This window comes from Sphingomonas adhaesiva, assembly GCF_002374855.1.
Lineage (GTDB): Bacteria > Pseudomonadota > Alphaproteobacteria > Sphingomonadales > Sphingomonadaceae > Sphingomonas > Sphingomonas adhaesiva.
This window is the reverse complement of the sequence record NZ_NWVC01000002.1, coordinates 166,798-189,040: the sequence shown is the minus strand read 5'-3', so window position 1 is coordinate 189,040 and position 22,243 is coordinate 166,798. Positions and strand designations below refer to the sequence as shown.

The window sequence follows — 22,243 nt, the reverse complement described above, 5'->3', positions numbered from 1 at the left end:
ATCCCCGGCGCGCGGGCGAACCCGCGCGCCGGAGGGGCGTTGCTCCCGGGTGTAGTGGGTGGGACTAGTCGATCTTCACCTTGAACGAGACCGCGGTGGTCCCGCCGCCGGACACGCGATCGAGCCGCGCGGTGAGCGTCTTCGTTCCGGCATTGTAGTTGGCGGTGGCACCGTCGGTTTCACCGCTGTCGTCGGCGTCGTCATCCTCGGCCGAGCCGCTGGCGACGCAGGCGACGCCCAGCACGCCCGGCGCGCCGATCGAGATCGAACCGGGGACGTAGGTGGTGTGCGTCGGCACGATATCGGTCAGCGTGACCGCATCGGCCGGGGTGGTCAGCGTGGCATTGGCGATGCGCAGGCAATATTCCAGCGTCGCGCCGGGTATCGCCTTCGGATTGAGCGTGTTCACCCCGTCTTCCAGGACGCGCACCGACTTCATCACGCTGAGCGCGACATTGGTGGTCGCGACCTGATAGCCGGCATAGGCGCGGCCCTGGCCGTTGCGCGCGATATCGCCCAGGTACAGCAGTCCGTCGCTGTCATCGTCGGCGAAGACGATGTCGACCGTATTGTCGGCATTGGCGAGGTTGAGGTCGGTAGGCATCAGCGCGGTGCCCTTCACCCCCGTCGAACCGCCGGCGGCGGCGATGACGTGGAGGGAATCGAACGCCAGCTGCGCCCCCGCCTGGTTGGGGACGTTGCCGACGATGAAGACCGTCACGCTGGCATCGGGGGCCAGTTCGTCGATCCAGGTCGCGGTATCGACGCCCGGATCGTAGATGCCGTTGTTGTTCGAATCGACGAACGCGCGCAGGTTCGTCAGGTCGAAATTGTCGGTCCCCGGCAGGATCCCGACCGAGATGTTCTGCTGATCGGGATCGAGCAGGAAATCCTGTACCCCGTTGGTCAGGTTGGTGACGCGGAACGTGGTGACCGCGTCCTGCTGTCCCAGGTTGACCTGCGTGAAGCCGGTCTGCGTGGTGACGACGGTGAAGTTCACTTTCCGGTCGACCACGAACGTCGCGGTGGTCGACGTCGCGGTCTGCGGCGTGCCGTTGACGGTGTAGGTCGCCGATGCGGTGTTGCTGATCGACGTGCCGGCGGTGGTTTCGGACGCGGCGCTTTGTGCCTGCGCGCCCGTGGCGAGCGCGAGCGTACCGGTGCCCGCCAGCATGACGGCGAGCGCCCTTTTTACGAACATGACGTAAGTATCCTTCCTGTTGCGATACGTGACGAAGTCGAGGGGATCAGTGGAGGACGGCCTGGAACGCGAACTCGCCCCCACCGCCGGCCGTCAACGGGCGGTCGAGGCGCCACCGTACGTGGGTGACATCATCGGGAAGGGCGGCGCGTGTGCCGCCGCCGGGCAGCGCGACGCGCAGCTGGTCGAGCGCGGCATAGCGACGCCCGTCGAGCGACACCGCCGGGGCGGCCGATCCGGGTGCGGGCGCGTGATAGGTCAGCCCGCGCGGAAGCGGATTGTCGAGCGTGACGCCCGCCAGCGGCTGCGTGCCGGTGTTGCGATACGCCAGCACGACGGTGATGCGGTCGCCCGGCACCACGCGGCGGGCCGGCGCCAGCGCGACACGGGTGGTGCCGTCGGCGGCGCGCGCCCTGGTTTCGACCATTACGCGCGAACTGATCTGGAGCGGGCCGGGCGCCGCGGCGACGGCAGCGGGCAGCGCGATCGCGGCAAGCGCGACCGCAGCGAGCGGAACGGGGGAACGGGACATGACGCAACTCCTCACTGGATGATGACCTGAAACTGGATGGTGCGGGTGGCGGCGGCGGGCACGTCGCCCAGCGCGACGCGGATCGCCGCGCCGTCGAACCCGCCGGCATCGTCGTCGTCCGCGTCGGAGATCGCGCGGGCATCGACGCTGAGGCTGCCGGCGACGTAGCGCGTGCCGGTGGGCACCGCGTCCTCCACCAGCGCGGCGACCGCCGGCGCGGTGAAGCGGGCGACCAGGCGATAGGTGACGACCGCGCCGGACACCGCGCGGGTCGACCCGTCGGGCGCGCGCACCGACTGCGATTTTTCCAGCATCGCGGCGTCGCTGCCGGCGGCGGCATCGAAGGTCAGCAGCGTCACCGCCTCCGCGCGCGCCCCGCCGCTGCCGACGATCAGATCGGCGCCGTTCGGCCCGGCCCCCGGCGTCACCGTGCCGGGCGTGCCGCTGGCGCTTTGTGCGATGGCGGCAAGCCGCACCGGCAACGGATCGCCCGCCGCGACCGGGCCGAGCAGGACGTGCACCCGCCGCCGCTCACCCGCGCGCAGCCGCACGACCGGGGTGGCGAGCGGGGCGCCGTCCGCGCCGCCGACGGAGATGCCGCGATAGGTGGCGCGCGCGCCATCGACCTCGACCGACAGGGCGAAATCGTCGTCGGCATTGCCGGTGTTGGTGACGTCGAAGGCGACCGCGGTCGCGCTGTCGGCGACGACCGGTTGCGTCGCCAGCGCGGCGGTGACGGCGACGTCGACCAGCTGCGCCAGCGTCAGCGACACGCGGTTGCTGTCGATGGCGGGCGCCGTGCTGCCGTCCGGCGCGGCGACGTTCAGCCGCGCGACATTGGTGATGACGGTGCCCGCGGGCGTGGCGGTTTGCGCACGCACCGCGGGCGACACGACAAGCGCGCCGGAGAGCGCCAGGGTAAGGGGGGAATAGAACCGCAAGGCATTCGTCCGGACGACGGGATTGTCGTGCACGAGCGAGAAAGCCGCGGCGCGGTTAACGCGATCTAGCCATCGGTCTTACGCCGCGGTACGATTAGACCAACGTGCAACCCACGGAAAACAAACAAAAAGTTGTTCCGTAAGCGAAATACTCAGGTTAACCGCAAATCAGTCTTTTTCCGTCGGCAGGCTGATGTAGCTGGCCTGCGCGCCGGCGATGGTGATCGACTGATTCGCCGCTCGATAGTCGCCGGGGCGCGCGAAGAAGATGTTCGGCACGAACGTCTGCGGGTTGCGGTCGTAGAGCGGGAACCAGCTGGACTGGACCTGCACCATGATGCGGTGACCGGGCAGGAAGACGTGGTTCGCGGTGGGCAATGCGAAGGTATAGGGCAACGCGCGGCCCGGCGTGATCGCGCGCGCCTGTGCCAGCGATTCGCGATAGCGGCCGCGGAAGATGTCCATCGCCACCGCCAGCTGATAGCCGCCCATGGCGGGCGTTTCGGGCACTTCGTCGGGATAGACGTCGATCAGCTTGACCACCCAGTCGCTGTCGGTGCCGGTGGTCGCGGCGGTGAGGTGGACGACCGGCTCCCCCGCGATCGCCAGCGGCTTCGTCAGGACCGGGCCGGTGAAGGTGAGGACGTCGGGGCGCCCCGACACCGCGCGCTGGTCGCCGGTCAGCCACGTCGGCCACGGATTGTTGTCGCCATAGCCGAGCGCGGGGACGGGGCGCGGCTGGTAGGTGACCGGCACCGCGGGATCGGAGACGTAATCGGCCACGTCTTTCCCGGGCGCGGCATCGAAGCCCAGCGTCATGCCGGGGCGCAGGTACAGCCGCGTGCGTCCTTCGCCGGACGGCCAGCTGCCCAGCCGCTGCCAGCGGTTGGTGCCGCTTTGAAAGGCGGTGACGGGCGCCACGTCCATCGCCGCATCCTTCAGATAATGCGCCAGGAACGGGGCCAGCACGTCGCGGCGCCATTGCTTCGCGGTGTCCGCGTCCCAGTCGATCGCGCCCAGCCGGTTGCCGTTGCCGATCCCCTGCCCGTGGAACCACGGGCCGATCGACAGGAACAGCTTGCCGCGCATCGCCGGTTTCGCGCGCAGTGCGCGATAGACGGCCATCGCGCCGTAGATATCCTCCTGATCCCACAGGCTGTGAACCAGCATGGTCGGCACGTCCGACCCGCGCCGCGCGAGCACCCGGTCCATCGCCTGATCCTGCCAATAGGCGTCATAGGCCGGGTGGTCGGCGACCTTCCGCCAGATGCCGACCTGATCCAGCCCGTGCGCCTGTGCCAGCGCGCCGGCCGATCCGGCGCGCATCTGCACGTCGTAATCGTCATAGGTGGAGGATTGCCATTTCGCGCTGCCGTCCCGCGATGCCTCCTGGTTGAAGAAATAGGGCAGGCTGTTGAGGCGGAAGGCACCGTTGTGGAACCAGTCGTCGCCGCGCCAGCCGTCGACCATCGGGTTCATCGGCACCGCGACCTTCAGCGCGGGATGCGCGCCGACCAGCCCCATCAGCGTCGTGAACCCGTCGTAGCTGATGCCGATCATTCCGACGCGCCCGTTCGACTGCGGCAGGTTCTTCACCAGCCAGTCGATCGTGTCCCAGGTGTCGGTGGCGTGATCGACCGCCGTGGAATTGGCATCCGTCCCGGCGAGCGCCCGGTTCATCATATATGTGCCGCCCGAGCCGTATTTGCCCCGCACGTCCTGCACCACGCGGATATAGCCGCCCGCCGCGATCACGTCGGCGGCATTGTCATAGCCCTGCAGCACGCTGGCCATCCGCCCGCTGTCGGCGTGGCGGGTTAGCCCCTCCGCATCATAGGGCGTGCGGGTGAGGAGGATGCCGGCGTCCTTCGCGCCGTTGGGGATGAGGATGACGGTATGGAGCGTCACGCCGTCGCGCATCGGAATCTCGACGGTGCGGCGCGTGAAGTCGGCGTCCGGGGCGGGCACCGGGCGCAGCTGGGCCGGGCGTTCGTCCTCCGCCTGATGTGCGGGGGCGGCCGTCGCGGGGACGAGGCAGGTCGCGCACAGCGCGGTGAGCAGGAAGCGGCTGATGGTCATGTGGTCCCCCCGGACGCACCATCCTGTCGGTGCGGCGGGCCGATCATGGCGCGCCGCGCGGCGATGCCGCAAGGGGGATCAGGCGTCCGTCAGGCGACGGCGCAGCGCGCGTTCCAGCCGCTCGACGCTTTGCGCGCCGGGAATGGCGTAGCGACCGTCGAGGACCAGCGTCGGCACCGACAGCACGCCTTCGCCGCGCCAATAGTTTTCGGCCGCGCGCACGTCCCCGGCGAAGCGCCCCTCCGCCAGCACCGCGTGCGCTTCGTCAGTGTCGAGGCCCGCATCGGCGGCGGCACCGACCAGCACATCGGGGTCGGAGACATTCTGCCCCTTCGCGAAATAGCGCGCGAGCAGCGCCTTTTTGAGCGGCAGCTGGGCGCCGATCGTCCCCGCCCAGTGGAGCAGGCGGTGCGCGTCGAACGTATCGTACAGCCGGTCCGACCGGCCGCGCATGTCGACGCCCAGTTCGGCGGCGGCGGCGCGGATGCGGTCGCCGGCGGCGCGCGCCTGATCGGGGCCGGCGCCGTATTTGCGCGCGAGATTGTCGGCGATCTTCTCCCCCTCCGGCGGCAGGCCGGGGTTGAGCTCCAGCGGGTGGAAGGCGAGCGTTACCTCGGCCGCGCCGTCCAGCCGCGCGACCGCCTGTTCCACCGCCGCCAGCCCGATCGCACACCACGGGCAGACGATGTCGGAGACGATATCGAGCCGGATTGCCGGCGCGGTCACGCCGCCCGCGCGACCGGGGCGGACGGCGCGGTGCGTGCGTGGGTGTCGATCGCGTCGACGATCGGTGCGATCAGCGGCGGGGGCAGGGTGTGGCCCATGCCGTCGATCTCCATCAGCCGCGCGCCGGGGATTGCCTGCGCCGTCTGGCGGCCGCCGGTGCAGGGGACCAATGGATCGTCGGTGCCGTGGATCACCAGCGTCGGCGTGGTGATGGTGCGCAGGCGGGCGGTGCGGTCGCCGTCGGCGACGATCGCCGCCATCTGGCGCACGAAGCCGCCGGCACAGCGGTTGCGCAGCGTTTCGCTGCGGATCCGTTCCGCCATCAGCCCTTCCTCTATCGGGAAGCGCCCGCCGACCGCGCGGCCGGCCAGCGTGCCGTGCGCGACGATCGCCTCCAGATCGTCGCCGCGCGGGTGACGCAGCAGCAGCGCGGTGGTGCGCATCGTCGGGCGCGAGCAGGTGGGGTGGCCGGTGGTCGACATGATCGAGGTGAGCGTATCGACGCGGTCGCGCCAGCCGGCGGCGACCAACTGCGCGATCATCCCGCCCATCGACGCGCCGACGACATGTGCCCGCGGGATCGACAGCGCGTCCATCAGCCCGACCGTGTCGGCGGCCATGTCCGTCAGAGTGTAGGGGACGGCCGGCACACGCCCGAACTGGCGCTGCACCGCAGTCCACATGACGTTGGGGACGCCCGCCTCGTCCAGCTTGGTCGACAGGCCGACGTCGCGATTGTCGAAGCGGATGACGCGGTAGCCGCGTTCGGCCAGCGCCTCCACCATCGACAGCGGCCACCGCACGAGCTGCGCGCCCAGACCCATGATGAGCAACATAGCCGGCCCGTCCTTCGGCCCGGTTTCCTCATACTCGATCTCAATCCCGTTTGCGTGAACCCGCGCCATCGCCTCCTCCGTCCGGTCAGCCGCGCATTATCTGGCCGATGTCATCTTAATGCAACATTGCGGGGGCGGTTCCGCTGCGTGGCTACTCGTGATAGCGGTTCGCTCCCCATGGCCGATCGCCTGCATCTCGACCGTTTCCTGCCGTACCTGCTGTCGGTCACGTCGAACCGCGTCAGCGACCGGATAGCGCGTGCCTATGACGCGCTGTTCGGGCTGACGATCCCGGAATGGCGGCTGATCGCGCTGATCGCCGAACATGCGCCGATCACCCAGGCGCAGTTGGGCGAGCGCAGCCGGATGGACAAGGTGACGGTCAGCCGCGCCGCGATCGCGCTGACCGCGCGCGGGCTGCTGGAGCGCAGCCCCAATCATGCCGACCGGCGATCGCACCATCTTATGCTGAGCGAGGCGGGGCAGGCGCTGTACGCGCAGATCGCGCCCAAGGCGATCGAGTTGGAGCGCCGCATCTTCGGCCGGTTCGATGCCGCCGAGCTGGAACAGTTCACGCAGATGCTGCGGCGGATCGACGCCGCCGCGCAGGAGGAAGACTGAGTGTCCGTAACGACGACGACGACCACGGGGGAGGCGCCGCTGATCGCCGGGGTGGAACTGGGCGGGACCAAGTGTATCGCGATCCTGTCCAGCGGGCCGGATCGCATTTTGGAGGAGGTCCGCGTTCCGACCACCCACCCTGACGAGACGCTGCCCGCGCTGGAAGCGGCGCTGGACGCATGGCGCGGGTTCGCCGCGATCGGCATCGCCAGTTTCGGCCCGGTGTCGATCGATCCCGAATCGGGCGATTACGGCAAGATTACCTCCACGCCGAAGCCGGGCTGGGCGCATACCGACGTCGCCCGCCGCCTGGGCGCGCGCTACGGCGTGCCGGTGGGGTTCCACAGCGACGTCGTCGGTGCGGCGATGGCGGAGGCGCGCTGGGGCGCGGGCCACGGGCTGGGCGAGCTGGCCTATGTCACGGTCGGTACGGGCGTCGGCGCGGGGATGATCGCGCACGGCCGCCCGGTGGACGGGCTGACCCATTCCGAATTCGGGCATATCCGCCCGCCGCGCCTGCCCGGTGACGACTGGCCGGGCGCCTGCCCCTATCACGGCGCTTGTGTCGAGGGGCTGGCGGCCGGTCCGGCGATCGCGGCGCGCACCGGGATCAAGGGTGAGGACCTGCCCCAGGATCATCCCGCCTGGGACACGGTGGTGCATGCGCTGGCGACGCTGTTCGCGACGCTGACGCTGACCGGCGTGCCGCGCCGGATCGTGCTGGGCGGCGGGGTGATGGTCGGTAATCCGCACCTGCTGCCGCGACTGCGCGCGGCGACGGCGGCGTCGCTCAACGGCTATGTCGCGCTGCCGGAGGTCGCCGACATGGACACGTTCATCGTGCCCGCCGCGCTCGGCGGCAACGCCGGGCCGCTGGGCGCGGTGGTGCTGGGACAGATGGCGCTGGCGGATCGGCGCTCCCCCGCGGCGATCGCCGCGGGCTGACCGGACGATCAGCGGGCGGGGTGGGCCGCCGCCCGCGCGCGGGCGCGGTCCTGCTCCAGCATTTCCGCCACGCGCGCGGCATAGCCCGACAGGCGCAGCGCCTCCAGCGAGGTCAGCCCGTCGCGCGGCGTGCTGTCGAACACGCACACCGTGCCGATTCGCGCACGGTTGAGCGTCTTGATCGGTGCGGCGGCGTAGAAGCGCACGCCCTCGCCGTCGGTGACGAAGGGATTGTCGCGGAACCGCGGATCGAGCCGCGCATCGGGCACCACCGTCACCGCGTCGGTGCCGATGCTGTGGGTGCAGAAGGATATGGCGCGGGGCACATGGTCGACCGCCACGCCGACGCGCGCCTTGTACCACTGGCGCCCTTCATCGATGAACGAGATCACCGCCTTGCGCACGCGGAAGGTGGCGGCGATGTCGTGCACCAGCCGCTCCATGGCGGGATCGGGCGGCGTGTCGAGCACGGCGTAACTCCTCAGTGTTGCGATCCGACTGTCTTCGTCCTGCTGCGGCATGATCACCTCTCGCGACGACAATGGGTCAACAACCGTTACCATTCGCTTTCGACTTTGGTCTATTTTTGCTTTTTTTCAGCGCGATGCGCGGCGTTCGGGTCCGTTTCGGAGCGGATCGTTTCGCTAACGTCCGTTTAACCCTCCTCGCTTACCCCCTGGTCATCCGGCCGCGCGGGGGGCGCATGGCCGTGCAAGCGAGGGCCGGCGGGACACATGCGCATCTTGATCGTGGACGACGAGCCGCTGGTCCATGAAAGCTACCGGTTGAGCTTCGCCCCGCCCGCCGCCGCGCAGGGCGCGTTGTCGGCGATGGCCGCCGATCTGTTCGCGGACGCCGCCGCGCGCGACGCGGAGGCCGCGCCCCCTGCGTTCGACGTGACCTATCACGTGCAGGGACTGGACGCGGTGGCGGCGGTCGAGCAGGCGATCGCGGCGGGCGCGCCGTTCCAGGTGGCGTTCATCGACGTGCGGATGCCGCCGGGCATCGACGGGCGCGAAACCGCGCGGCGCATCCGTGCGCTCGATCCCGAGATCAACCTGGTGATCGTCACCGGCTATTCCGATTTCTCGCCGGTGGAGATCAGCCGCGTGGCCGGGCCGGCGGACAAGATCTTCTACATCGCCAAGCCGTTCGAGGTCGCCGAGGTGGTGCAGACCGCGACCGCGCTGGTCCAGCGGTGGGAAAACGACCGCGCGCTGGCCGCGACGCGCGCGGCGCTGGCGCATCACGTGCTGATGCTGGAACAGCAGACGATTGAACTGGCCGCCAAGGAAAGCCGCGCGCTGCACATCGCCAGCCACGATACGCTGACCGGCGCGCCCAACCGCTTCGCGTTCCAGCGCGCGCTGGCCGACCGGGTGCGCGTGGGCGGCGCGGGCTTCGCGGTGGCGATGATGGACCTGGATCGGTTCAAGTCGGTCAACGACACGCTGGGCCATATGGCGGGCGACGCGCTGCTGCGCGCGATCTGCGCGATCCTGAACGACGGGATACCCACGGGCGGGACGGTCGCGCGGCTGGGCGGCGACGAATTCGGGCTGCTGTTCGAGGCGGAGGACCAGGCCGCGGCGCTGGGCGTGGCGCAGCGGCTGGTGGCGGCCTGTGCCACCCCGCAGACCATCTATGGCCATTGCGTCGAGGGGGCCGCGTCGATCGGGCTGGTGATGGCCGACGGGCGCGGCGATCCCGGCGACCTGCTGCGCCGCGCGGACCTGGCGCTGTACGAGGCCAAGCGGCAGGGGCGGGGCCGCGCCTGCGCGTTCGATGCGCGGCTGGACGAGGATGTGCGCCTGCGCCGCCGGATCGAGACCGGGCTGTCGCAGGCGATCGCGCGCGACGAACTGTCGATGGTCTATCAGCCGATCGTCACCGGCGCGCGGCACGAAATCGTCGGGTTCGAGGCGCTGCTGCGCTGGCAGACCGAGGACCACGGCCCGATCAGCCCGGCGGTGTTCGTCCCGATCGCCGAGGAGAGCAACCTGATCCACGAACTGGGCGACTGGGTGCTGGATCGCAGCCTGGCGGCGCTGGCGACGTGGCCGGGGCAATATGTGTCGATCAACTTCAGCCCGCGCCAGTTCCGCCGCCCGCACTTCGTCGACGATATCGCGCAGAAGGTCGCTGCCGCCGGGATCGCGCCCGAACGCGTGCAGATCGAGATCACGGAAACCGCGATCTTCGACGATGCCGATCGCGCGGCGGAGACGCTGAACCGGTTGCGCGCGCTGGGGTTCCGGATCGCGCTGGACGATTTCGGCACCGGCTATTCTTCGCTCTACAACATCCGCACCTTCGCGCTGGACGTACTGAAGATCGACCGCAGCTTCATCGACGGGATGCCGCGCGAGCGCGAGTCGATGGCGATCGTGCGGTCGATCATCCATCTGGCGCAGTCACTGGGGCTGGGGGTGATCGCCGAGGGGGTCGAGACGCGCGCGCAGGTCGACCTGCTGCGCGCCGCGGGCGCCAGCCATCTGCAGGGCTATCATTTCTCCCGCCCGGTCGCGCCGGCGGCGGCGCTGGACCTGGCGCATCGCCGCTGGCTGTCGCCGGTGCGCGCGGTGGCGACGGGAACGCACGGCTGATGGCGAGCGCGGCGCTGCGCGCGTGGCGCACGCCCGCGTCGCTGGGCGCCAAGCTGGTGCTAATGCTGACCGCGGTCGGCGTCGCTGGCGCGCTGGGCGCCGCGCTGCTGCTGGCGAGCGTGCTGGTGCCCAGCTTCGGCACGCTGGAGCGGCAGGCGACGCAGACGCAGGCCGCGCATGTCCGCGCCGCGCTGGACGATCTGGCGCGGCAGATGGCGCATGGCGCGAAGGATCGCGGCCGTTCCGACACCTTGTATCACGCGCTGGCGCCCGGTGCGGCACCCGGCGCGCTGGCCACGGCGGCGGCGACGGATATGGATGTCGACGCGGTGGCGGTGATCGTGGACGGGCGCGTCCGGTTGCTGCGCGCGCAGGGGCCAAAGGCGTGGGGGCGGGCGCTGGCCGGCGTGACGCCGCGCGCGGCGCCGCAGGGCTTCTACCTGCGGATCGGTGACACGGTGGCGGCGGTGGGCGTTGCGCCGGTGCGGCGGGCCGACGGGAGCGGTGCGCCGCGCGGGCAGGTGGTGATCGCGCGGCGGCTGACCGCGGCGCGGCTGTCGGCACGGCTGGGCGCGGCGATGACCATCGACACGGGAGGGGCAGCGCCCGCCGCGCCGAGCGCGGCGGTGGCGGTGGCGGGGCCGGACGGGCGCGCGGTGGCGCAGGTGCGCTTCGGCGTGGCGCGCGACATCACCACGCTGGGCCGCCGGCTCTTGTTGCTGGCGATCGGGGGATCGGTGCTGCTGCTGCTGCTGGTGCTGACGATGCTGCGCCGGATGATCGGCGAGCAGGTGCTGGCGCCGCTGGCGCTGGTCGAGCGGCATATGGAGCGGGTGCGCGTCAGCGGATCGCTGGCGCCGCTGCGCGACGACGGGCGCCGCGACGAAATCGGCGCGCTGGGGCGCAGCTTCAACGCGATGCTGCGCCAGCTGCACGACCTGCGCGAGCAGAACGAGGTGCAGAGCTTCGCGCTCGGTCGGTCGGAAAGCGCGGTGGCGGTGATGCACAATGTCCGCAACGCGCTGTCCCCGGTCAGCACGGTGCTGAGCCATGACGAGGCGCGCGGCGCCCCGGTCGATCCGGCGATGGTGCTGCGTGCGGTCGGCGAACTTGCCGGGAAGCAGGTGCCGGAGGAACGACGCGCGCGGCTGGCGGCGTTCGTCGCGCAGGCGGTGACGGCGCTGGACGAGGCGCGCGCGGCGCAGGCGGAGCGGACGGCGATCGGCCGCAGCGCGCTGCGTCATGTCCTGGACATCATCGGCGCGCAGCAGGCGGCGGCGCATGAGCGACCGCATCTGGCGCCATGCGACCTGACCGCGATCGTCGCGCAGAATGCCGCGATCGCGCGCTACGCGGGCAGCGGCGACATTGCGTTCAGCTATCCGGCGACGCCGTGCGCGGTGCGCGCCAATCGCGTGATCCTGAGCCAGGTGATCGGCAATCTGTTCGCCAATGCCGCGGAGGCGATCGCCGCATCGGGGCGCGTGCCGGGAACGATCGCGGTGTCGCTGACCGAGCGCGGCGACACGGTGGAACTGCGCATCGCCGACGATGGCGAGGGCTTCGACCCGGCGATCGGCGCGACGCTGTTCCAGCGCGGCTTTTCGACGCGCGCCCACAAATCCGGCGGGCTGGGGCTGCACTGGTGTGCCAATTCGATGGCGGCGATGGACGGATCGCTGCGGCTGGACAGCGCCGGGCCGGGGCAGGGCGCGACCGCGACGCTGACGCTGGCCGCCGCGCCCGAGGAACGCGCGCTGGCGGCGTGACGCCTCAGCCGGCCAGCGCGAACGCCTCCGCCGCGGCGACCTGTTCGTCGCCGGGCGTGACGCCGGTGTAGAGCACGAACTGTTCCAGCGCCTGCAGCTTGGCGATGGCGGCGCCGGTCACGACCGTCCGCCCCGCATCGCGCGCGGCGCGCAGCAGCGGCGTTTCGACCGGCTTGGCGACCACATCCACGACGACCGACGCCGCCGCGATCTGATCCGGGGTGAAGGCGAGCGCGTCGGCGTCCGCGCCGGTCATCCCCAGCGGGGTGACGTTGACCAGCATCGCCGCCTCCAGCCCGGCCGGGTCGGCGACGTGCGTTAAGCCCAGCCGGTCGGCCAGCGCCGCGCCCTTCGCCCGGTTGCGCGCCGCGATCGTGCCGTTGGTGAAGCCGGCGTCGACCAGCGCGGTCGCCACCGCCTTCGCCATGCCGCCGCTGCCGCGCAGCAGGAAGGGCGCGGTGCGATCCGCGTCGAGCGCCTCCACCAGCGTGCGGACCGCGCTATAATCGGTATTGTGGCCCAGCAGGGTGCCGTCGTCGTTGACGATCGTGTTGACGCTGTCGATCGCCGCCGCGGACGCCTCGAGGCCGTCGAGCAGCGGGATCACGTCCTCCTTGAACGGCATCGACACCGCACAGCCGCGGATGCCCAGCGCGCGGATGCCGGTGATCGCGCCGGGCAGGTCGGTGGTCGTGAACGCCTTGTAGACGTAATCCAGCCCCAGCGCGGCATAGAGGTGGTTGTGGAAGCGCGAGCCGAAGGTGCCGGGGCGTGCGGCAAGCGACATGCACAGGCGGGTGGCGGGGCCGATCGGGGGTTTCATGCGCGTCGTCCTTTCGATGTGGCGGCTCGGCGTCAACCCAGCGGCAGCGTCGGCTGCACCTCCTCGCCGTCCGCGACGATCCCCGACAGCGTCAGGCCCAGCAGCCGGATACCCCCCATCACCGGCAGCAGCGGGGCGAGCAGTGCGCGCCCGATGTCGAGGAACTGCGCCTGATCGGCGATCGGCGCGGCGAGCGAGCGGGCGCGGGTGATCGTCTGGAAATCCGCGCGGCGCAGCTTCAGCGTGACGGTGCGGCCGCGCGTCGCGTGCCGGTCGATCCGTACCCATGCAGCCTCCGCCACGCGCGCCAGCCCGGCGTCGATCGCGGCCGGATCGGTCAGGTTGGTGTCGAAGGTGCGTTCCGCCCCCACCGACTTGCTGGCGCGATCGGCGCGCACCGGGCGGTCGTCGATGCCGCGCGCGGCGCGGTGGAGATAGTCGGCGTAGCTGCCGAAATGCGCGCGCAGGAACGCGATCGGCCGGTCGCGCAGGTCCGCGCCGGTTTCGATCCCCAGCCGCGCCATCTTTGCCGCGGTGACCGGGCCGACGCCGTGGAACCGCTTGACCGGCAGCATCGCGACGAACGCCGCGCCCTTGCCCGGGGGGATCACGCACAGGCCGTCGGGCTTGTTCTGATCCGACGCCAGCTTGGCGATGAACTTGTTGTAGCTGACCCCGGCCGAGGCGGTGAGTTGCGTCTCGGCCTTGATCCGCGCGCGGATGTCCTGCGCGATCGCCTTGGCCGATCCCAGCCCGCGGCGATCGTGGGTGACGTCCAGATACGCCTCGTCCAGCGACAGCGGCTCGATCGCGTCGGTGTAATCGGCGAAGATCGCGTGGATCTGCCGGCTGACCGCGCGATAGACCTCGAACCGGGGCGAGACGAACACCAGGTCGGGGCAGCGCCGCGCCGCGGTGACCGAGGGCATGGCGCTGCGCACCCCGAAGGCGCGCGCCTCGTAACTGGCCGCCGCCACGACGCCGCGCGCGCGCGACCCGCCGACCGCCACCGGGCGGCCGCGCAGTTCCGGCGCGTCGCGCTGTTCGACCGACGCGTAGAAGGCGTCCATGTCGACGTGTATGATCTTGCGGACGGTATCGTGCACGTTTTTCCGGCGGCGGTGACTTTCGGGAGCGGTCCCGTTATATCGGCGCGATGACCGACGACTTCCAGCGACCCGTGCTCACGCCCCCCGACGGGCAGAAGAAAGTGCTGCTCCATTCGTGCTGCGCGCCCTGTTCGGGCGAGGTGATGGAGGCGATGACCGCGAGCGGGATCGACTATACGATCTTCTTCTACAACCCGAACATCCACCCCAAGGAGGAATATCTGCTCCGCAAGGAGGAGAATATCCGCTTCGCCGAAAAGCACGACGTGCCGTTCGTCGATGCCGATTACGACACGACCAACTGGTTCAAGCGCGCAAAAGGCATGGAGTGGGAGCCGGAGCGCGGCGCGCGCTGCACGATGTGTTTCGACATGCGGTTCGAACGCACCGCGCTGTACGCGCATGAAAACGGCTTCCCGGTCATCACCTCGTCGCTGGGGATCTCGCGCTGGAAGAACATGACGCAGATCAACGATTGCGGCGAGCGTGCGGCGGCGCATTACCCGGGCCTCGCCTATTGGACGTTCAACTGGCGCAAGGGCGGCGGCGCGGCGCGGATGATCGACATTTCCAAGCGCGAGCATTTCTACCAGCAGGAATATTGCGGCTGCGTCTATTCGCTGCGCGACACCAACGCGCATCGCGTGTCGCAGGGGCGCGAGGAAATCCGCATTGGCGAACTGTATTACGGGGACGCGCAATAGGGTGGATGCCCCGCCCGAACAGCTGACGCTGGACCTGGACGGGTGGGAAGGGCCGCTCGACCTGCTGCTGTCGCTGGCGCGGGCGCAGAAGGTGGACCTGCGCGAGATTTCGATCCTGGCGCTGGTCGAGCAATATCTGCGCTATGTCGAGCGCGCGCGGGTGCTCCAGCTGGAGCTGGCGGCCGATTACCTGGTAATGGCGGCGTGGCTCGCGTACCTCAAATCCGCGCTGCTGCTGCCGCGCGATCCGCAGGTGGAGCCGGACCCCGAGGAACTGGCGCTGCGGCTGCAATTGCGGCTGGAGCGGCTGGACGCGATGCGCGAGGCGGGCGCGCGGCTGATGGCGCGCGACCGGCTGGGCCGCGACGTGTTCGCGCGCGGCGCGCCGGAAGGGCTGCGAACCGTGCGCACCGGGCCGTATGAGGCGAACCTCTACGACCTGATCGCCGCCTACGGCCGCATTAGCGCGCGCTCGCGCCCGGTGATGCATGTGGTGCAGGACCGCGAGGTGATGACGCTGGAGGCGGCGATCGCGCGGGTTTCCGCGCTGGTGGGCAGCGCGATCGACTGGCGCGCGATTGAGACGTTCCTGCCCGACATGGCGAGCGCGGGGCTGCGGCGGTCGGCGCTGGCGTCCAGTTTCCTGGCGGCGCTGGAACTGGCGCGGCAGGGGCGGGTGGAATTGTGGCAGGAAGAAGCGTTCGCGCCATTGTACCTCAGGGCGCCGGCGGCATGACCGATCCGCAGACGCTGCGCGCGGTGGAGGCGGTGCTGTTCGCCGCGGCCGAGCCGCTGACCCCCGATTCGATTCGCGCGCATGTCGGCGAACTGGATGTGCGCGGCGCGCTGGCGGCGCTGGTCGGCCATTACGAGGGGCGCGGCATCCGGCTGGTCGAGCGCGGCGGGCGGTGGCATTTCGAGACCGCGCCGGACCTGGCCCACCTGCTCCGCCGCGACCGCGAGGAAGTGCGCCGGCTGAGCCGTGCGGGCATCGAGACGCTGGCGATCATCGCCTATCACGAGCCGGTGACACGCGCCGAGATCGAGGCGATCCGCGGGGTGCAGACCGCCAAGGGGACGCTGGACGTGCTGATGGAGGCGGGCTGGGTCCGCCCCGCGGGGCGCCGCGAAGTGCCCGGCCGCCCGCTGATGTTTGCGACCACCCCCGAATTTCTGTCACATTTCGCGCTCAAGAGCCGACGCGACCTGCCGGGAATCGAGGATCTGCGTGCCGCAGGGCTTCTCGACCCCGTCGATCTGGCGTTCGAGCAACTCGCGGTGGAAAAGACCGACGAGGACGACTAGATACGCTGCACCTCAGGAGTTTTCGTGTCATGGGCAGCTTCAGCCTTCCGCATATCCTCATCCTCGCGATCGTCGCGATCCTCCTGCTGGGCGGCGGGCGCTTTTCCAGCATGATGGGCGACGTCGCCAAGGGCGTGAAGAATTTCAAGAAGGGCATGTCGGAGGATGACGGCGACGACGACCTCGTCCGTCGCCCCAAGCCGCGCATCGAGGCGCAGTCCGCCGCCGAGCCGGCGTTCGACCGCGACGCCGACCGCACCCGCGAGGATTGCCGCTGATCCCCGCCTGATCTACTGGCGCGCGCCGAATGTTCGATATCGCTCCGTCCGAATTCCTGCTGGTCGCCTTCGTCGCGCTGGTGGTGATCGGCCCGAAGGACCTGCCCAAGGCGATGCGCGTCCTGGGTTACTGGGTTGGACGTGCGCGCGCGGTGGGGCGGCAGTTCCGCTCCGGCTTCGACGAGATGGTGCGCGAGGCCGAGCTGGAGGAAATGGAAAAGAAGTGGAAGGCGGAGAACGAGCGGATCATGCGCGAGCATCCGTTCATCCCGTCGCCGCCGCCCGCTTCCGCCGCTGATGCGCCCGCGGCGGCGCTGGTGGACCATCGCGACGGTCCGGATACGTCGGGCGACATGCCAGCGCCGGTGATGGTCGAAAAGCCGCACGTGATTGCCGCCGATCCCGTGCCCGACGCGCCGCCGGCCCCCGATGCGCCGGCCCAGCCGGCCGTCTCGCCCGGTACCGACAGGAGCGCATCGTGAGCGCGACCGCCGACGAACTGGACGACAGCCGCGCACCGCTGCTCGACCATCTGCTCGAACTGCGGCGGCGGCTGCTGTATTGCATCCTGGCGATCGGCCTGGCCTTTGCGGTCTGCTGGTATTTCGCGGAGGATATCTTCGCCTTCCTCGCGCATCCGCTGATCCAGGCTGGGCAGAGGAAGCTGATCTACACCCAGCTGTTCGAGGCGTTCTTCGTCCAGATCAAGGTCGCGTTCTTCTCCGCGATGATGGTCTCGTTCCCGGTGATCGCCAACCAGCTGTGGCAGTTCGTCGCGCCGGGGCTGTACCGCAAGGAAAAGCGCGCGCTGCTCCCGTTTCTGCTCGCGACGCCGGTGCTGTTCCTGACCGGGGCGGCGATGGCCTATTACGTCGCGATCCCGATGGCGCTGCATTTCCTGCTGAGCTTTTCGGGCACCGTCGGCGGGGTTGAACAGGAGGCGTTGCCCGCGATCGGCAACTATCTGTCGTTCGTGATGCAGTTCCTGTTCGGGTTCGGCGCGGCCTTCCTGCTGCCGGTGTTGCTGATGCTGCTGGAGCGTGCGGGGATCGTCACGCGCAAGCAGCTGATCGGCGCACGCCGCTACGCGATCGTGGGTGCCTTCGCGATCGCGGCCGTGCTGACCCCGCCTGACGTCGGTTCGCAGCTGCTGCTAGCGATCCCGCTGACGATCCTGTACGAAATGGCGATCATCGGCATCTGGTTCACCGAGCGCCGCCGCGCGCGAGAGGCGACGCCGGAAAGCTGATACGAAAACGGCCCGCGAAACGCGGGCCGTCCACCGTCATCGCGGATGTGCGACGGATCAGTTCTTCACGTCGTTCGCGGTCTTCGTCACGGCCTGGCCGGCGGACGACACGTCCTTGCCCGCGCCCGCAACGGTATTGCATGCGGACACCAGCACCGCACCGGCCAGCGCCGCCATCGTCACGATCTTACGCATCGAAACCTACTCCTTCGCCAATAGCGCGAAGTTAATCCCCGGCCGCGCGAAACGTTCCGCGGCTGCAATCATCTGGTGATGGGGGGTTCGGAAAAAAGGTAAGGCCCGGAAGCGTCACCGGGGGGGGGGGAGGTGGACGCTTCCGGGCCTATGTCGTGGATAGCGAGAGCGGGGGGGGCATAAGGTCGCTATCCGAGGGGGAAAACGATGCGGGGCGACAGCGGTTCCGCCGATGCGACGATTTTTTACAGGCAGTCGCAACGCCATCCGCCCCGGCGCCGCCGTCACTCGCGACCGGTCACCGCCACTGTGATTTCATAGGCGCCGGCCAGCGGATCGTGCTGCAGCGGCGCGCGCAGCTGGCGCGACAGCCCCTCGATCACCCGGCCGTAGCGATCGCGAAGCTCGCCACGCAGATGATCGGTGTCGATCAGCGCGCGCGAGGACAGCCGCAGGATCGCCTTGGCGGGATCTGCTGCCGGCTTGAGCGACAGGCGCAACTGCGTTTCGGGCGCGCAGGTCATCGCCAGCTCGACCAGTTCGGTCACCAGGAACGACACCGCGACCGCGACGTCCTGCGTTACGTAGAAGGGGTCGACGTCCAGCACGATGCTGATGCGGCTGCCCTCCGGCGCGGTGGCGCGGATCGACGAGGCCAGTTCGCCGAGGACCGAGCGAAGGCCGACGCCGCGATTTTCCTCCATCTCGGCGTAATGGTAGCGATGGACGACCGCGAGCGCGTCGACGCGCCGCTGGATCGAGGCATAGGCGCGCGCCGCCTCAGGGCTTTTCGCGCCGCGCGCGTGGAAATTGATGAGGCTGGAGATGACCTGCAGGTTGTTCTTGACGCGGTGGTGCACCTCGCGCGTCAGCTTGGTCTGGCGGACCAGCCCCTCGGCCAGCCCCGCCTCGTGGATCGCGACCGTTCGGCTGAGGGCGCGGAAGGTGTCGCCCAGCTCGCGAATCTCCTGCGCGGGCAGCGCGCTGAGCATCGCGGGATCGGGCTGGTCGCCGGGGGAATAGGCGGCGATCGAGCCGCGCAGCGCGCGCAGCGGCGCGATCAGCAGGCGATCGACCACGAACCAGCTGATCGCCGCCGCCGCCGCCCACATCAGCACCGGCAGCACCATTGCGATCAGCAACGGCGAGCCGATCGGCGCGCTGCGGACCTGCATTTCGAGCACCAGCCCGCCGATGCCCAGGTCGTTGCGGATGCTCTCGCGTCGTTCCAGCGCGGTCTGGCGATCGAGCGTGACGAGATCGAGACGCCCGTCGTCCAGCGTCAGCGCGGCGCCGTAATCGGGCGCGAACCCGCTGGGGCGGCTGATCTGCGCCAGGAAGGGGGCGGGGAAATAGGCCGCGGCGGTCAGCCCGTTGCCGCGGCCCGCGAGCCGCAGCATCAGCCCGCGATTGTCGACGATCCGCGCGCTGACCACCGACGAGTCGCTTTGGCGCGCGAAGGCGGCGGCGCCGGGGAACGGCTCCCCGCACACCGGGCGTCCGCGCCGGTCGAGGATGACGAAGCCGGTGCCTTCTGCCGACTGTTGCGCAAACACGCCCTGTGCGCGGGCGCAGCTGGGCGCGTCACCGGAATCGGCGCGCAGCGCATCGACCGCGACGCGCAGCGCGGTCATGTCGCCGACCAGCTCGATCGCGATCGCGCGCGTCGATTCGGCGGCAGCGACACGCAGGTGCGAGCGTAATTCGGTATCGGCGATCTGCGTGACGCGCAGCGTGGCGAACGTGGCGATCAGCGCCAGCGGCAGCAGCGCGATGCTGAGGATGAGGAACAGCTTTGCCCCGGTGGGCCAGCGCGCGAACAGCTCCGCTCGGCCGTTCGGCCGCCGGTCCTGTTCGATGTCGGAGGGGGTGACGGCCATCGGCCGTCAGTCAAGCTTACCGAGCAGCGAAAGAAGGTCCTCAGGCACCGATTCCTCCACCGTCTTCTGGTAGACGGAGCGGAGCGCCGATCCCATGTCCCTGTTCTTCGATTGCGCGGCAGTGCCTTTTTTGGGCTTCTCCTGCGCCTTGTTGTCCGACGTCAACGCTTACCCCCCAAAACGACGCTGCCGCGGCAAAGGCGGGCAGGTCGAGCGGAACAGATGGTACCTCTTTCCTGTAACGCAGATGCGTACTCGGGCGATGAAACCAAACAGCCACTCGTTGGTTTCCACCCCGTGCGACGAAAATCGCCGACCGGGGGGTTCAATATGCCGCGGCCGCGTTCTGGTCCACATTCTGTATGATGTCGCAGCGGCGCCCTGTAGCGCGTCCGCTGCATGGGAGGGCTTACTGCACATGTCGCTCGGACAACAACTCGCGCCGCATCTTCCGTTCCTGCGCCGGTATGGCCGCGCGCTGACGGGCAGCCAGGCGCAGGGCGACCGGTACGTCCGTGCCACGCTGGAAGCGATCGTGGCGGCGCCGGACCAGTTCCCGCGCGACGTCGATCCGCGGCTGGGCCTGTACCGCACGTTCCAGGCGATCTGGAACTCGACCAATTTCGACGAGGTCGCGGCCGACGACGTCGCCGAGGAGCAGGAAGTGGTGGCGCGCGCGCGGCTGTCGCGGATGACGCCGCTGTCGCGGCAGGCGCTGCTGCTGACCGCGATGGAGGGCTTCACCCCCGAGGACGCGGCCTATCTGATCGAGGTGGACGCGGCCGAGGTCGATGCGCTGGTCGCCGAGGCGCTGGCCGAGATCGAGAAGCAGACGCGCGCGCGCGTTCTGGTGATCGAGGACGAGCCGATCATCGCGATGGATATCGAATCGATCGTCCGCGACCTGGGGCATGAAGTCACCGGCGTGGCGGTCACCCGCGACGAGGCGGTGGCGCTGGCGATGGAGGATCGCCCGGGTCTGGTGCTGGCCGACATCCAACTGGCCGACGACAGCTCAGGCATCGACGCGGTCAAGGACATCCTGGCCGAATTCAACGTGCCGGTGATCTTCATCACCGCCTTCCCGGAGCGCCTGCTGACCGGCGAGCGGCCGGAGCCGACGTTCCTCATCACCAAGCCGTTCCAGCGGTCGACGGTCAAGGCCGCGATCAGCCAGGCGCTGTTCTTCGACGAAAGCACGGTTCCGGCCTGACATTCGTTCAACGATGTGGCGGGTCCGTGCGATCGATACGGACCCAAAACATTGGTCGCGGGTTATACACGCATGGCAGACGACAACGACCGCATCCATGTGGATGCCACCGACGCGCGGGCCGGGGCGACCCCGGGCATGACGCGCTACATCCTGGCCGCCTCGCTGGTGCTGGTGGTCGTGATCTTCGCCGCCATCCTGTTGTCCTGACACGCGATGTTGACCCGCGGACTGGCCAAGCGGCCGGGCAGCCCCTATCTTGGGCCATCGGACGCTGCCGCCACTGACGGCGCGGCGCCAGAGCGACGGAGCGGCATGACTGAACATACACCCGGCGCGGACGATGCGCCGGCCGACGCGCCGGTCGAGCACGTCTCGCTTTCCGATCCAGAGTTCAAGAAGCAGCTTGCTCTCGTCATCCCGCACCTGCGCGCGTTCGGCCGATCCCTGTCGGGCAACCGCGATCTGGCGGATGACTTGGTGCAGGAGACGCTGCTGAAGGCATGGGCGGCGCGCAAGCGCTTCCAGGCGGGTACAAACATGCGTGCCTGGACCTTCATCATCCTGCGCAACCTGTTCCTCAGCCAGATGCGCCGGGCACGCTTCAAGGGCGAGTGGGACGATCTGGTCGCCGATCGCGTGCTGGCGGCCCCGGCCAGCCAGGACAAGCATGTCGAACTGGCGGACATGCAGCGCGCGCTGCTGCACCTGCCGCAGCCGCAGCGCGAGGCGCTGATCCTGGTCGGCGCAGGCGGCTTCGCTTATGAGGAAGCGGCCGAGATTTGCGGCGTGGCGGTCGGCACGATCAAGAGCCGCGTTGCGCGTGGCTGGGTCGCGTTGGAAGCGTTGATGAGCGGCAGCGACCTGTCATCGCGGCGTGAGCATGAAACCGACGGGACGCGATCGACGCTCGATTCGATCATGAACGAAGTGGATGAGCTGAGCCGCGACCGCTGACAACCGGTTGATGGAAAAAAAGGAGCGCCGGTGGATATGTCCACCGGCGCTCCTTTTTTGTCAGTTGAGCTGGGAAAGCCTGGCGAGCAATTGCGCCATGTCCGGCGGAAGATCCGTCGGCGCGGTAACATCCTGCCCGAAAGCCTTGCGCAGCGGGGCCGACAGATCGTCGGTCGCGCGCGGCTGTCCCACGGTGTACGACCCACCGCGAGACGATCCGGACGAGGCATGATGCGTGACCATGGCGTTGTAACGTCGATGAAAAGATTAGGTT

26 protein-coding genes are annotated in these 22,243 nt (G+C 69.5%); 13 read left to right on the top strand and 13 right to left on the bottom strand.

Features of this window, described 5'->3' with window-relative positions:
* Nucleotides 1-64: 64 nt before the first annotated feature.
* From COA07_RS05370 to COA07_RS05345, 6 genes are all read right to left on the bottom strand, one after another.
* Nucleotides 65-1,201: a hypothetical protein gene (locus COA07_RS05370; protein ID WP_245842024.1), complete on the bottom strand. Its 1,137-nt coding sequence runs from the start codon at nt 1,199-1,201 to the stop codon at nt 65-67.
* Between the two features lie 46 nt (nt 1,202-1,247).
* Nucleotides 1,248-1,733: a DUF11 domain-containing protein gene (locus tag COA07_RS05365; RefSeq protein WP_066712685.1), complete on the bottom strand. Its 486-nt coding sequence runs from the start codon at nt 1,731-1,733 to the stop codon at nt 1,248-1,250.
* A gap of 11 nt (nt 1,734-1,744) precedes the next feature.
* Nucleotides 1,745-2,674: a hypothetical protein gene (locus COA07_RS05360; protein WP_141396475.1), complete on the bottom strand. Its 930-nt coding sequence runs from the start codon at nt 2,672-2,674 to the stop codon at nt 1,745-1,747.
* Between the two features lie 168 nt (nt 2,675-2,842).
* On the bottom strand, nt 2,843-4,753 hold the full coding sequence (locus COA07_RS05355; protein WP_066711530.1) for a CocE/NonD family hydrolase: 1,911 nt from the start codon (nt 4,751-4,753) through the stop codon (nt 2,843-2,845).
* A gap of 78 nt (nt 4,754-4,831) precedes the next feature.
* The gene (locus COA07_RS05350) at nt 4,832-5,479 is read right to left on the bottom strand and encodes a DsbA family oxidoreductase (RefSeq protein WP_066711529.1); all 648 of its coding nucleotides are present in this window, start codon (nt 5,477-5,479) and stop codon (nt 4,832-4,834) included.
* Nucleotides 5,476-6,384 (bottom strand): alpha/beta fold hydrolase, encoded by a 909-nt coding sequence (locus tag COA07_RS05345; RefSeq protein ID WP_066711528.1) that lies wholly within the window; start codon nt 6,382-6,384, stop codon nt 5,476-5,478. The genes COA07_RS05350 and COA07_RS05345 overlap by 4 nt, the downstream gene beginning before the upstream one ends.
* A 108-nt stretch (nt 6,385-6,492) precedes the next feature.
* Here COA07_RS05345 and COA07_RS05340 point away from each other — a divergent pair, with 108 nt between their 5' ends.
* Together COA07_RS05340 and COA07_RS05335 are read left to right on the top strand one after the other, a co-directional pair.
* On the top strand, nt 6,493-6,936 hold the full coding sequence (locus COA07_RS05340) for a MarR family winged helix-turn-helix transcriptional regulator (RefSeq protein WP_066711527.1): 444 nt from the start codon (nt 6,493-6,495) through the stop codon (nt 6,934-6,936).
* Nucleotides 6,937-7,881, top strand: coding sequence for an ROK family protein (locus tag COA07_RS05335; RefSeq protein WP_245842023.1), 945 nt, complete (start codon nt 6,937-6,939; stop codon nt 7,879-7,881). It abuts the gene before it with no gap.
* 8 nt (nt 7,882-7,889) lie between these two features.
* Here COA07_RS05335 and COA07_RS05330 read toward each other — a convergent pair whose 3' ends face one another.
* Entirely contained in the window at nt 7,890-8,351 is a 462-nt protein-coding gene (locus COA07_RS05330; protein ID WP_066711526.1) for a GAF domain-containing protein, read from the bottom strand.
* Nucleotides 8,352-8,615: 264 nt separating this feature from the next.
* Between COA07_RS05330 and COA07_RS05325 the strand changes: the two genes are divergently transcribed.
* Both COA07_RS05325 and COA07_RS05320 read left to right on the top strand, forming a co-directional pair.
* Nucleotides 8,616-10,487 carry a putative bifunctional diguanylate cyclase/phosphodiesterase gene (locus tag COA07_RS05325; RefSeq protein ID WP_066711525.1) on the top strand — a complete coding sequence of 624 codons (1,872 nt, stop codon included), beginning with the start codon at nt 8,616-8,618 and terminating at the stop codon, nt 10,485-10,487.
* Entirely contained in the window at nt 10,487-12,256 is a 1,770-nt protein-coding gene (locus tag COA07_RS05320) for an ATP-binding protein (protein WP_096640582.1), read from the top strand. The genes COA07_RS05325 and COA07_RS05320 overlap by 1 nt, the downstream gene beginning before the upstream one ends.
* A 4-nt stretch (nt 12,257-12,260) precedes the next feature.
* On the opposite strand, the gene COA07_RS05315 is transcribed toward COA07_RS05320, so the two are convergent.
* Nucleotides 12,261-13,079: a shikimate 5-dehydrogenase gene (locus tag COA07_RS05315; RefSeq protein ID WP_066713749.1), complete on the bottom strand. Its 819-nt coding sequence runs from the start codon at nt 13,077-13,079 to the stop codon at nt 12,261-12,263.
* 32 nt (nt 13,080-13,111) lie between these two features.
* The gene (dinB, locus tag COA07_RS05310) at nt 13,112-14,149 is read right to left on the bottom strand and encodes a DNA polymerase IV (protein ID WP_096640580.1); all 1,038 of its coding nucleotides are present in this window, start codon (nt 14,147-14,149) and stop codon (nt 13,112-13,114) included.
* An 86-nt stretch (nt 14,150-14,235) separates the two neighbouring features.
* Between dinB and COA07_RS05305 the strand changes: the two genes are divergently transcribed.
* From COA07_RS05305 to tatC, 6 genes are read left to right on the top strand one after another with little or no spacing between them, the layout of a single operon-like run.
* On the top strand, nt 14,236-14,892 hold the full coding sequence (locus COA07_RS05305; protein ID WP_066712890.1) for an epoxyqueuosine reductase QueH: 657 nt from the start codon (nt 14,236-14,238) through the stop codon (nt 14,890-14,892).
* A 1-nt stretch (nt 14,893) separates the two neighbouring features.
* Complete coding sequence (locus tag COA07_RS05300; protein ID WP_066712888.1) at nt 14,894-15,628, top strand: segregation and condensation protein A; 735 nt, start codon at nt 14,894-14,896, stop codon at nt 15,626-15,628.
* Nucleotides 15,625-16,197 carry an SMC-Scp complex subunit ScpB gene (scpB, locus tag COA07_RS05295; RefSeq protein WP_066712885.1) on the top strand — a complete coding sequence of 191 codons (573 nt, stop codon included), beginning with the start codon at nt 15,625-15,627 and terminating at the stop codon, nt 16,195-16,197. The genes COA07_RS05300 and scpB overlap by 4 nt, the downstream gene beginning before the upstream one ends.
* Before the next feature lie 29 nt (nt 16,198-16,226).
* The gene (locus COA07_RS05290) at nt 16,227-16,475 is read left to right on the top strand and encodes a twin-arginine translocase TatA/TatE family subunit (protein ID WP_066712883.1); all 249 of its coding nucleotides are present in this window, start codon (nt 16,227-16,229) and stop codon (nt 16,473-16,475) included.
* Nucleotides 16,476-16,504: 29 nt separating this feature from the next.
* A complete protein-coding gene (gene tatB, locus COA07_RS05285) occupies nt 16,505-16,957 on the top strand; it encodes a Sec-independent protein translocase protein TatB (protein WP_066712880.1) in 453 nt (150 codons plus the stop codon).
* Complete coding sequence (tatC, locus tag COA07_RS05280; RefSeq protein ID WP_066712878.1) at nt 16,954-17,724, top strand: twin-arginine translocase subunit TatC; 771 nt, start codon at nt 16,954-16,956, stop codon at nt 17,722-17,724. The genes tatB and tatC overlap by 4 nt, the downstream gene beginning before the upstream one ends.
* Before the next feature lie 57 nt (nt 17,725-17,781).
* On the opposite strand, the gene COA07_RS05275 is transcribed toward tatC, so the two are convergent.
* The 3 genes from COA07_RS05275 to COA07_RS18550 all read right to left on the bottom strand — a co-directional run bounded on the left by COA07_RS05275 (nt 17,782) and on the right by COA07_RS18550 (nt 19,964).
* Entirely contained in the window at nt 17,782-17,919 is a 138-nt protein-coding gene (locus tag COA07_RS05275; protein ID WP_066491030.1) for an entericidin A/B family lipoprotein, read from the bottom strand.
* Between the two features lie 284 nt (nt 17,920-18,203).
* Complete coding sequence (locus COA07_RS05270) at nt 18,204-19,799, bottom strand: sensor histidine kinase (RefSeq protein ID WP_083956913.1); 1,596 nt, start codon at nt 19,797-19,799, stop codon at nt 18,204-18,206.
* A 6-nt stretch (nt 19,800-19,805) separates the two neighbouring features.
* Nucleotides 19,806-19,964 (bottom strand): NepR family anti-sigma factor, encoded by a 159-nt coding sequence (locus COA07_RS18550; RefSeq protein ID WP_245842022.1) that lies wholly within the window; start codon nt 19,962-19,964, stop codon nt 19,806-19,808.
* A 253-nt stretch (nt 19,965-20,217) separates the two neighbouring features.
* Here COA07_RS18550 and COA07_RS05265 point away from each other — a divergent pair, with 253 nt between their 5' ends.
* From COA07_RS05265 to COA07_RS05260, 3 genes are all read left to right on the top strand, one after another.
* Nucleotides 20,218-21,012, top strand: a complete 795-nt coding sequence (locus COA07_RS05265) for a response regulator (protein WP_066711640.1) — start codon at nt 20,218-20,220, stop codon at nt 21,010-21,012.
* Nucleotides 21,013-21,084: 72 nt separating this feature from the next.
* Nucleotides 21,085-21,222, top strand: a complete 138-nt coding sequence (locus tag COA07_RS18200; protein WP_169803549.1) for a hypothetical protein — start codon at nt 21,085-21,087, stop codon at nt 21,220-21,222.
* A gap of 105 nt (nt 21,223-21,327) precedes the next feature.
* Nucleotides 21,328-21,969: a sigma-70 family RNA polymerase sigma factor gene (locus COA07_RS05260; RefSeq protein WP_096640578.1), complete on the top strand. Its 642-nt coding sequence runs from the start codon at nt 21,328-21,330 to the stop codon at nt 21,967-21,969.
* Nucleotides 21,970-22,029: 60 nt separating this feature from the next.
* Here COA07_RS05260 and COA07_RS18685 read toward each other — a convergent pair whose 3' ends face one another.
* Nucleotides 22,030-22,161 carry a hypothetical protein gene (locus tag COA07_RS18685; protein ID WP_255266792.1) on the bottom strand — a complete coding sequence of 44 codons (132 nt, stop codon included), beginning with the start codon at nt 22,159-22,161 and terminating at the stop codon, nt 22,030-22,032.
* Nucleotides 22,162-22,243: the final 82 nt, after the last annotated feature.

Coding starts and splice junctions, on each gene's coding strand:
- COA07_RS05290 (WP_066712883.1), top strand. CDS start 16,227: ATGGGCAGCTTCAGCCTTCCGCATATCCTCATCCTCGCGATCGTCGCG.
- COA07_RS05340 (WP_066711527.1), top strand. CDS start 6,493: ATGGCCGATCGCCTGCATCTCGACCGTTTCCTGCCGTACCTGCTGTCG.
- COA07_RS05365 (WP_066712685.1), bottom strand. CDS start 1,733: ATGTCCCGTTCCCCCGTTCCGCTCGCTGCGGTCGCGCTTGCCGCGATC.
- COA07_RS05370 (WP_245842024.1), bottom strand. CDS start 1,201: ATGTTCGTAAAAAGGGCGCTCGCCGTCATGCTGGCGGGCACCGGTACG.
- COA07_RS05270 (WP_083956913.1), bottom strand. CDS start 19,799: ATGGCCGTCACCCCCTCCGACATCGAACAGGACCGGCGGCCGAACGGC.
- COA07_RS05305 (WP_066712890.1), top strand. CDS start 14,236: ATGACCGACGACTTCCAGCGACCCGTGCTCACGCCCCCCGACGGGCAG.
- COA07_RS05275 (WP_066491030.1), bottom strand. CDS start 17,919: ATGCGTAAGATCGTGACGATGGCGGCGCTGGCCGGTGCGGTGCTGGTG.
- COA07_RS05325 (WP_066711525.1), top strand. CDS start 8,616: ATGCGCATCTTGATCGTGGACGACGAGCCGCTGGTCCATGAAAGCTAC.
- COA07_RS05320 (WP_096640582.1), top strand. CDS start 10,487: ATGGCGAGCGCGGCGCTGCGCGCGTGGCGCACGCCCGCGTCGCTGGGC.
- COA07_RS05345 (WP_066711528.1), bottom strand. CDS start 6,384: ATGGCGCGGGTTCACGCAAACGGGATTGAGATCGAGTATGAGGAAACC.
- dinB (WP_096640580.1), bottom strand. CDS start 14,149: ATGGACGCCTTCTACGCGTCGGTCGAACAGCGCGACGCGCCGGAACTG.
- tatB (WP_066712880.1), top strand. CDS start 16,505: ATGTTCGATATCGCTCCGTCCGAATTCCTGCTGGTCGCCTTCGTCGCG.
- COA07_RS05355 (WP_066711530.1), bottom strand. CDS start 4,753: ATGACCATCAGCCGCTTCCTGCTCACCGCGCTGTGCGCGACCTGCCTC.
- COA07_RS05315 (WP_066713749.1), bottom strand. CDS start 13,079: ATGAAACCCCCGATCGGCCCCGCCACCCGCCTGTGCATGTCGCTTGCC.
- COA07_RS05265 (WP_066711640.1), top strand. CDS start 20,218: ATGTCGCTCGGACAACAACTCGCGCCGCATCTTCCGTTCCTGCGCCGG.
- scpB (WP_066712885.1), top strand. CDS start 15,625: ATGACCGATCCGCAGACGCTGCGCGCGGTGGAGGCGGTGCTGTTCGCC.
- COA07_RS05260 (WP_096640578.1), top strand. CDS start 21,328: ATGACTGAACATACACCCGGCGCGGACGATGCGCCGGCCGACGCGCCG.
- COA07_RS18200 (WP_169803549.1), top strand. CDS start 21,085: ATGGCAGACGACAACGACCGCATCCATGTGGATGCCACCGACGCGCGG.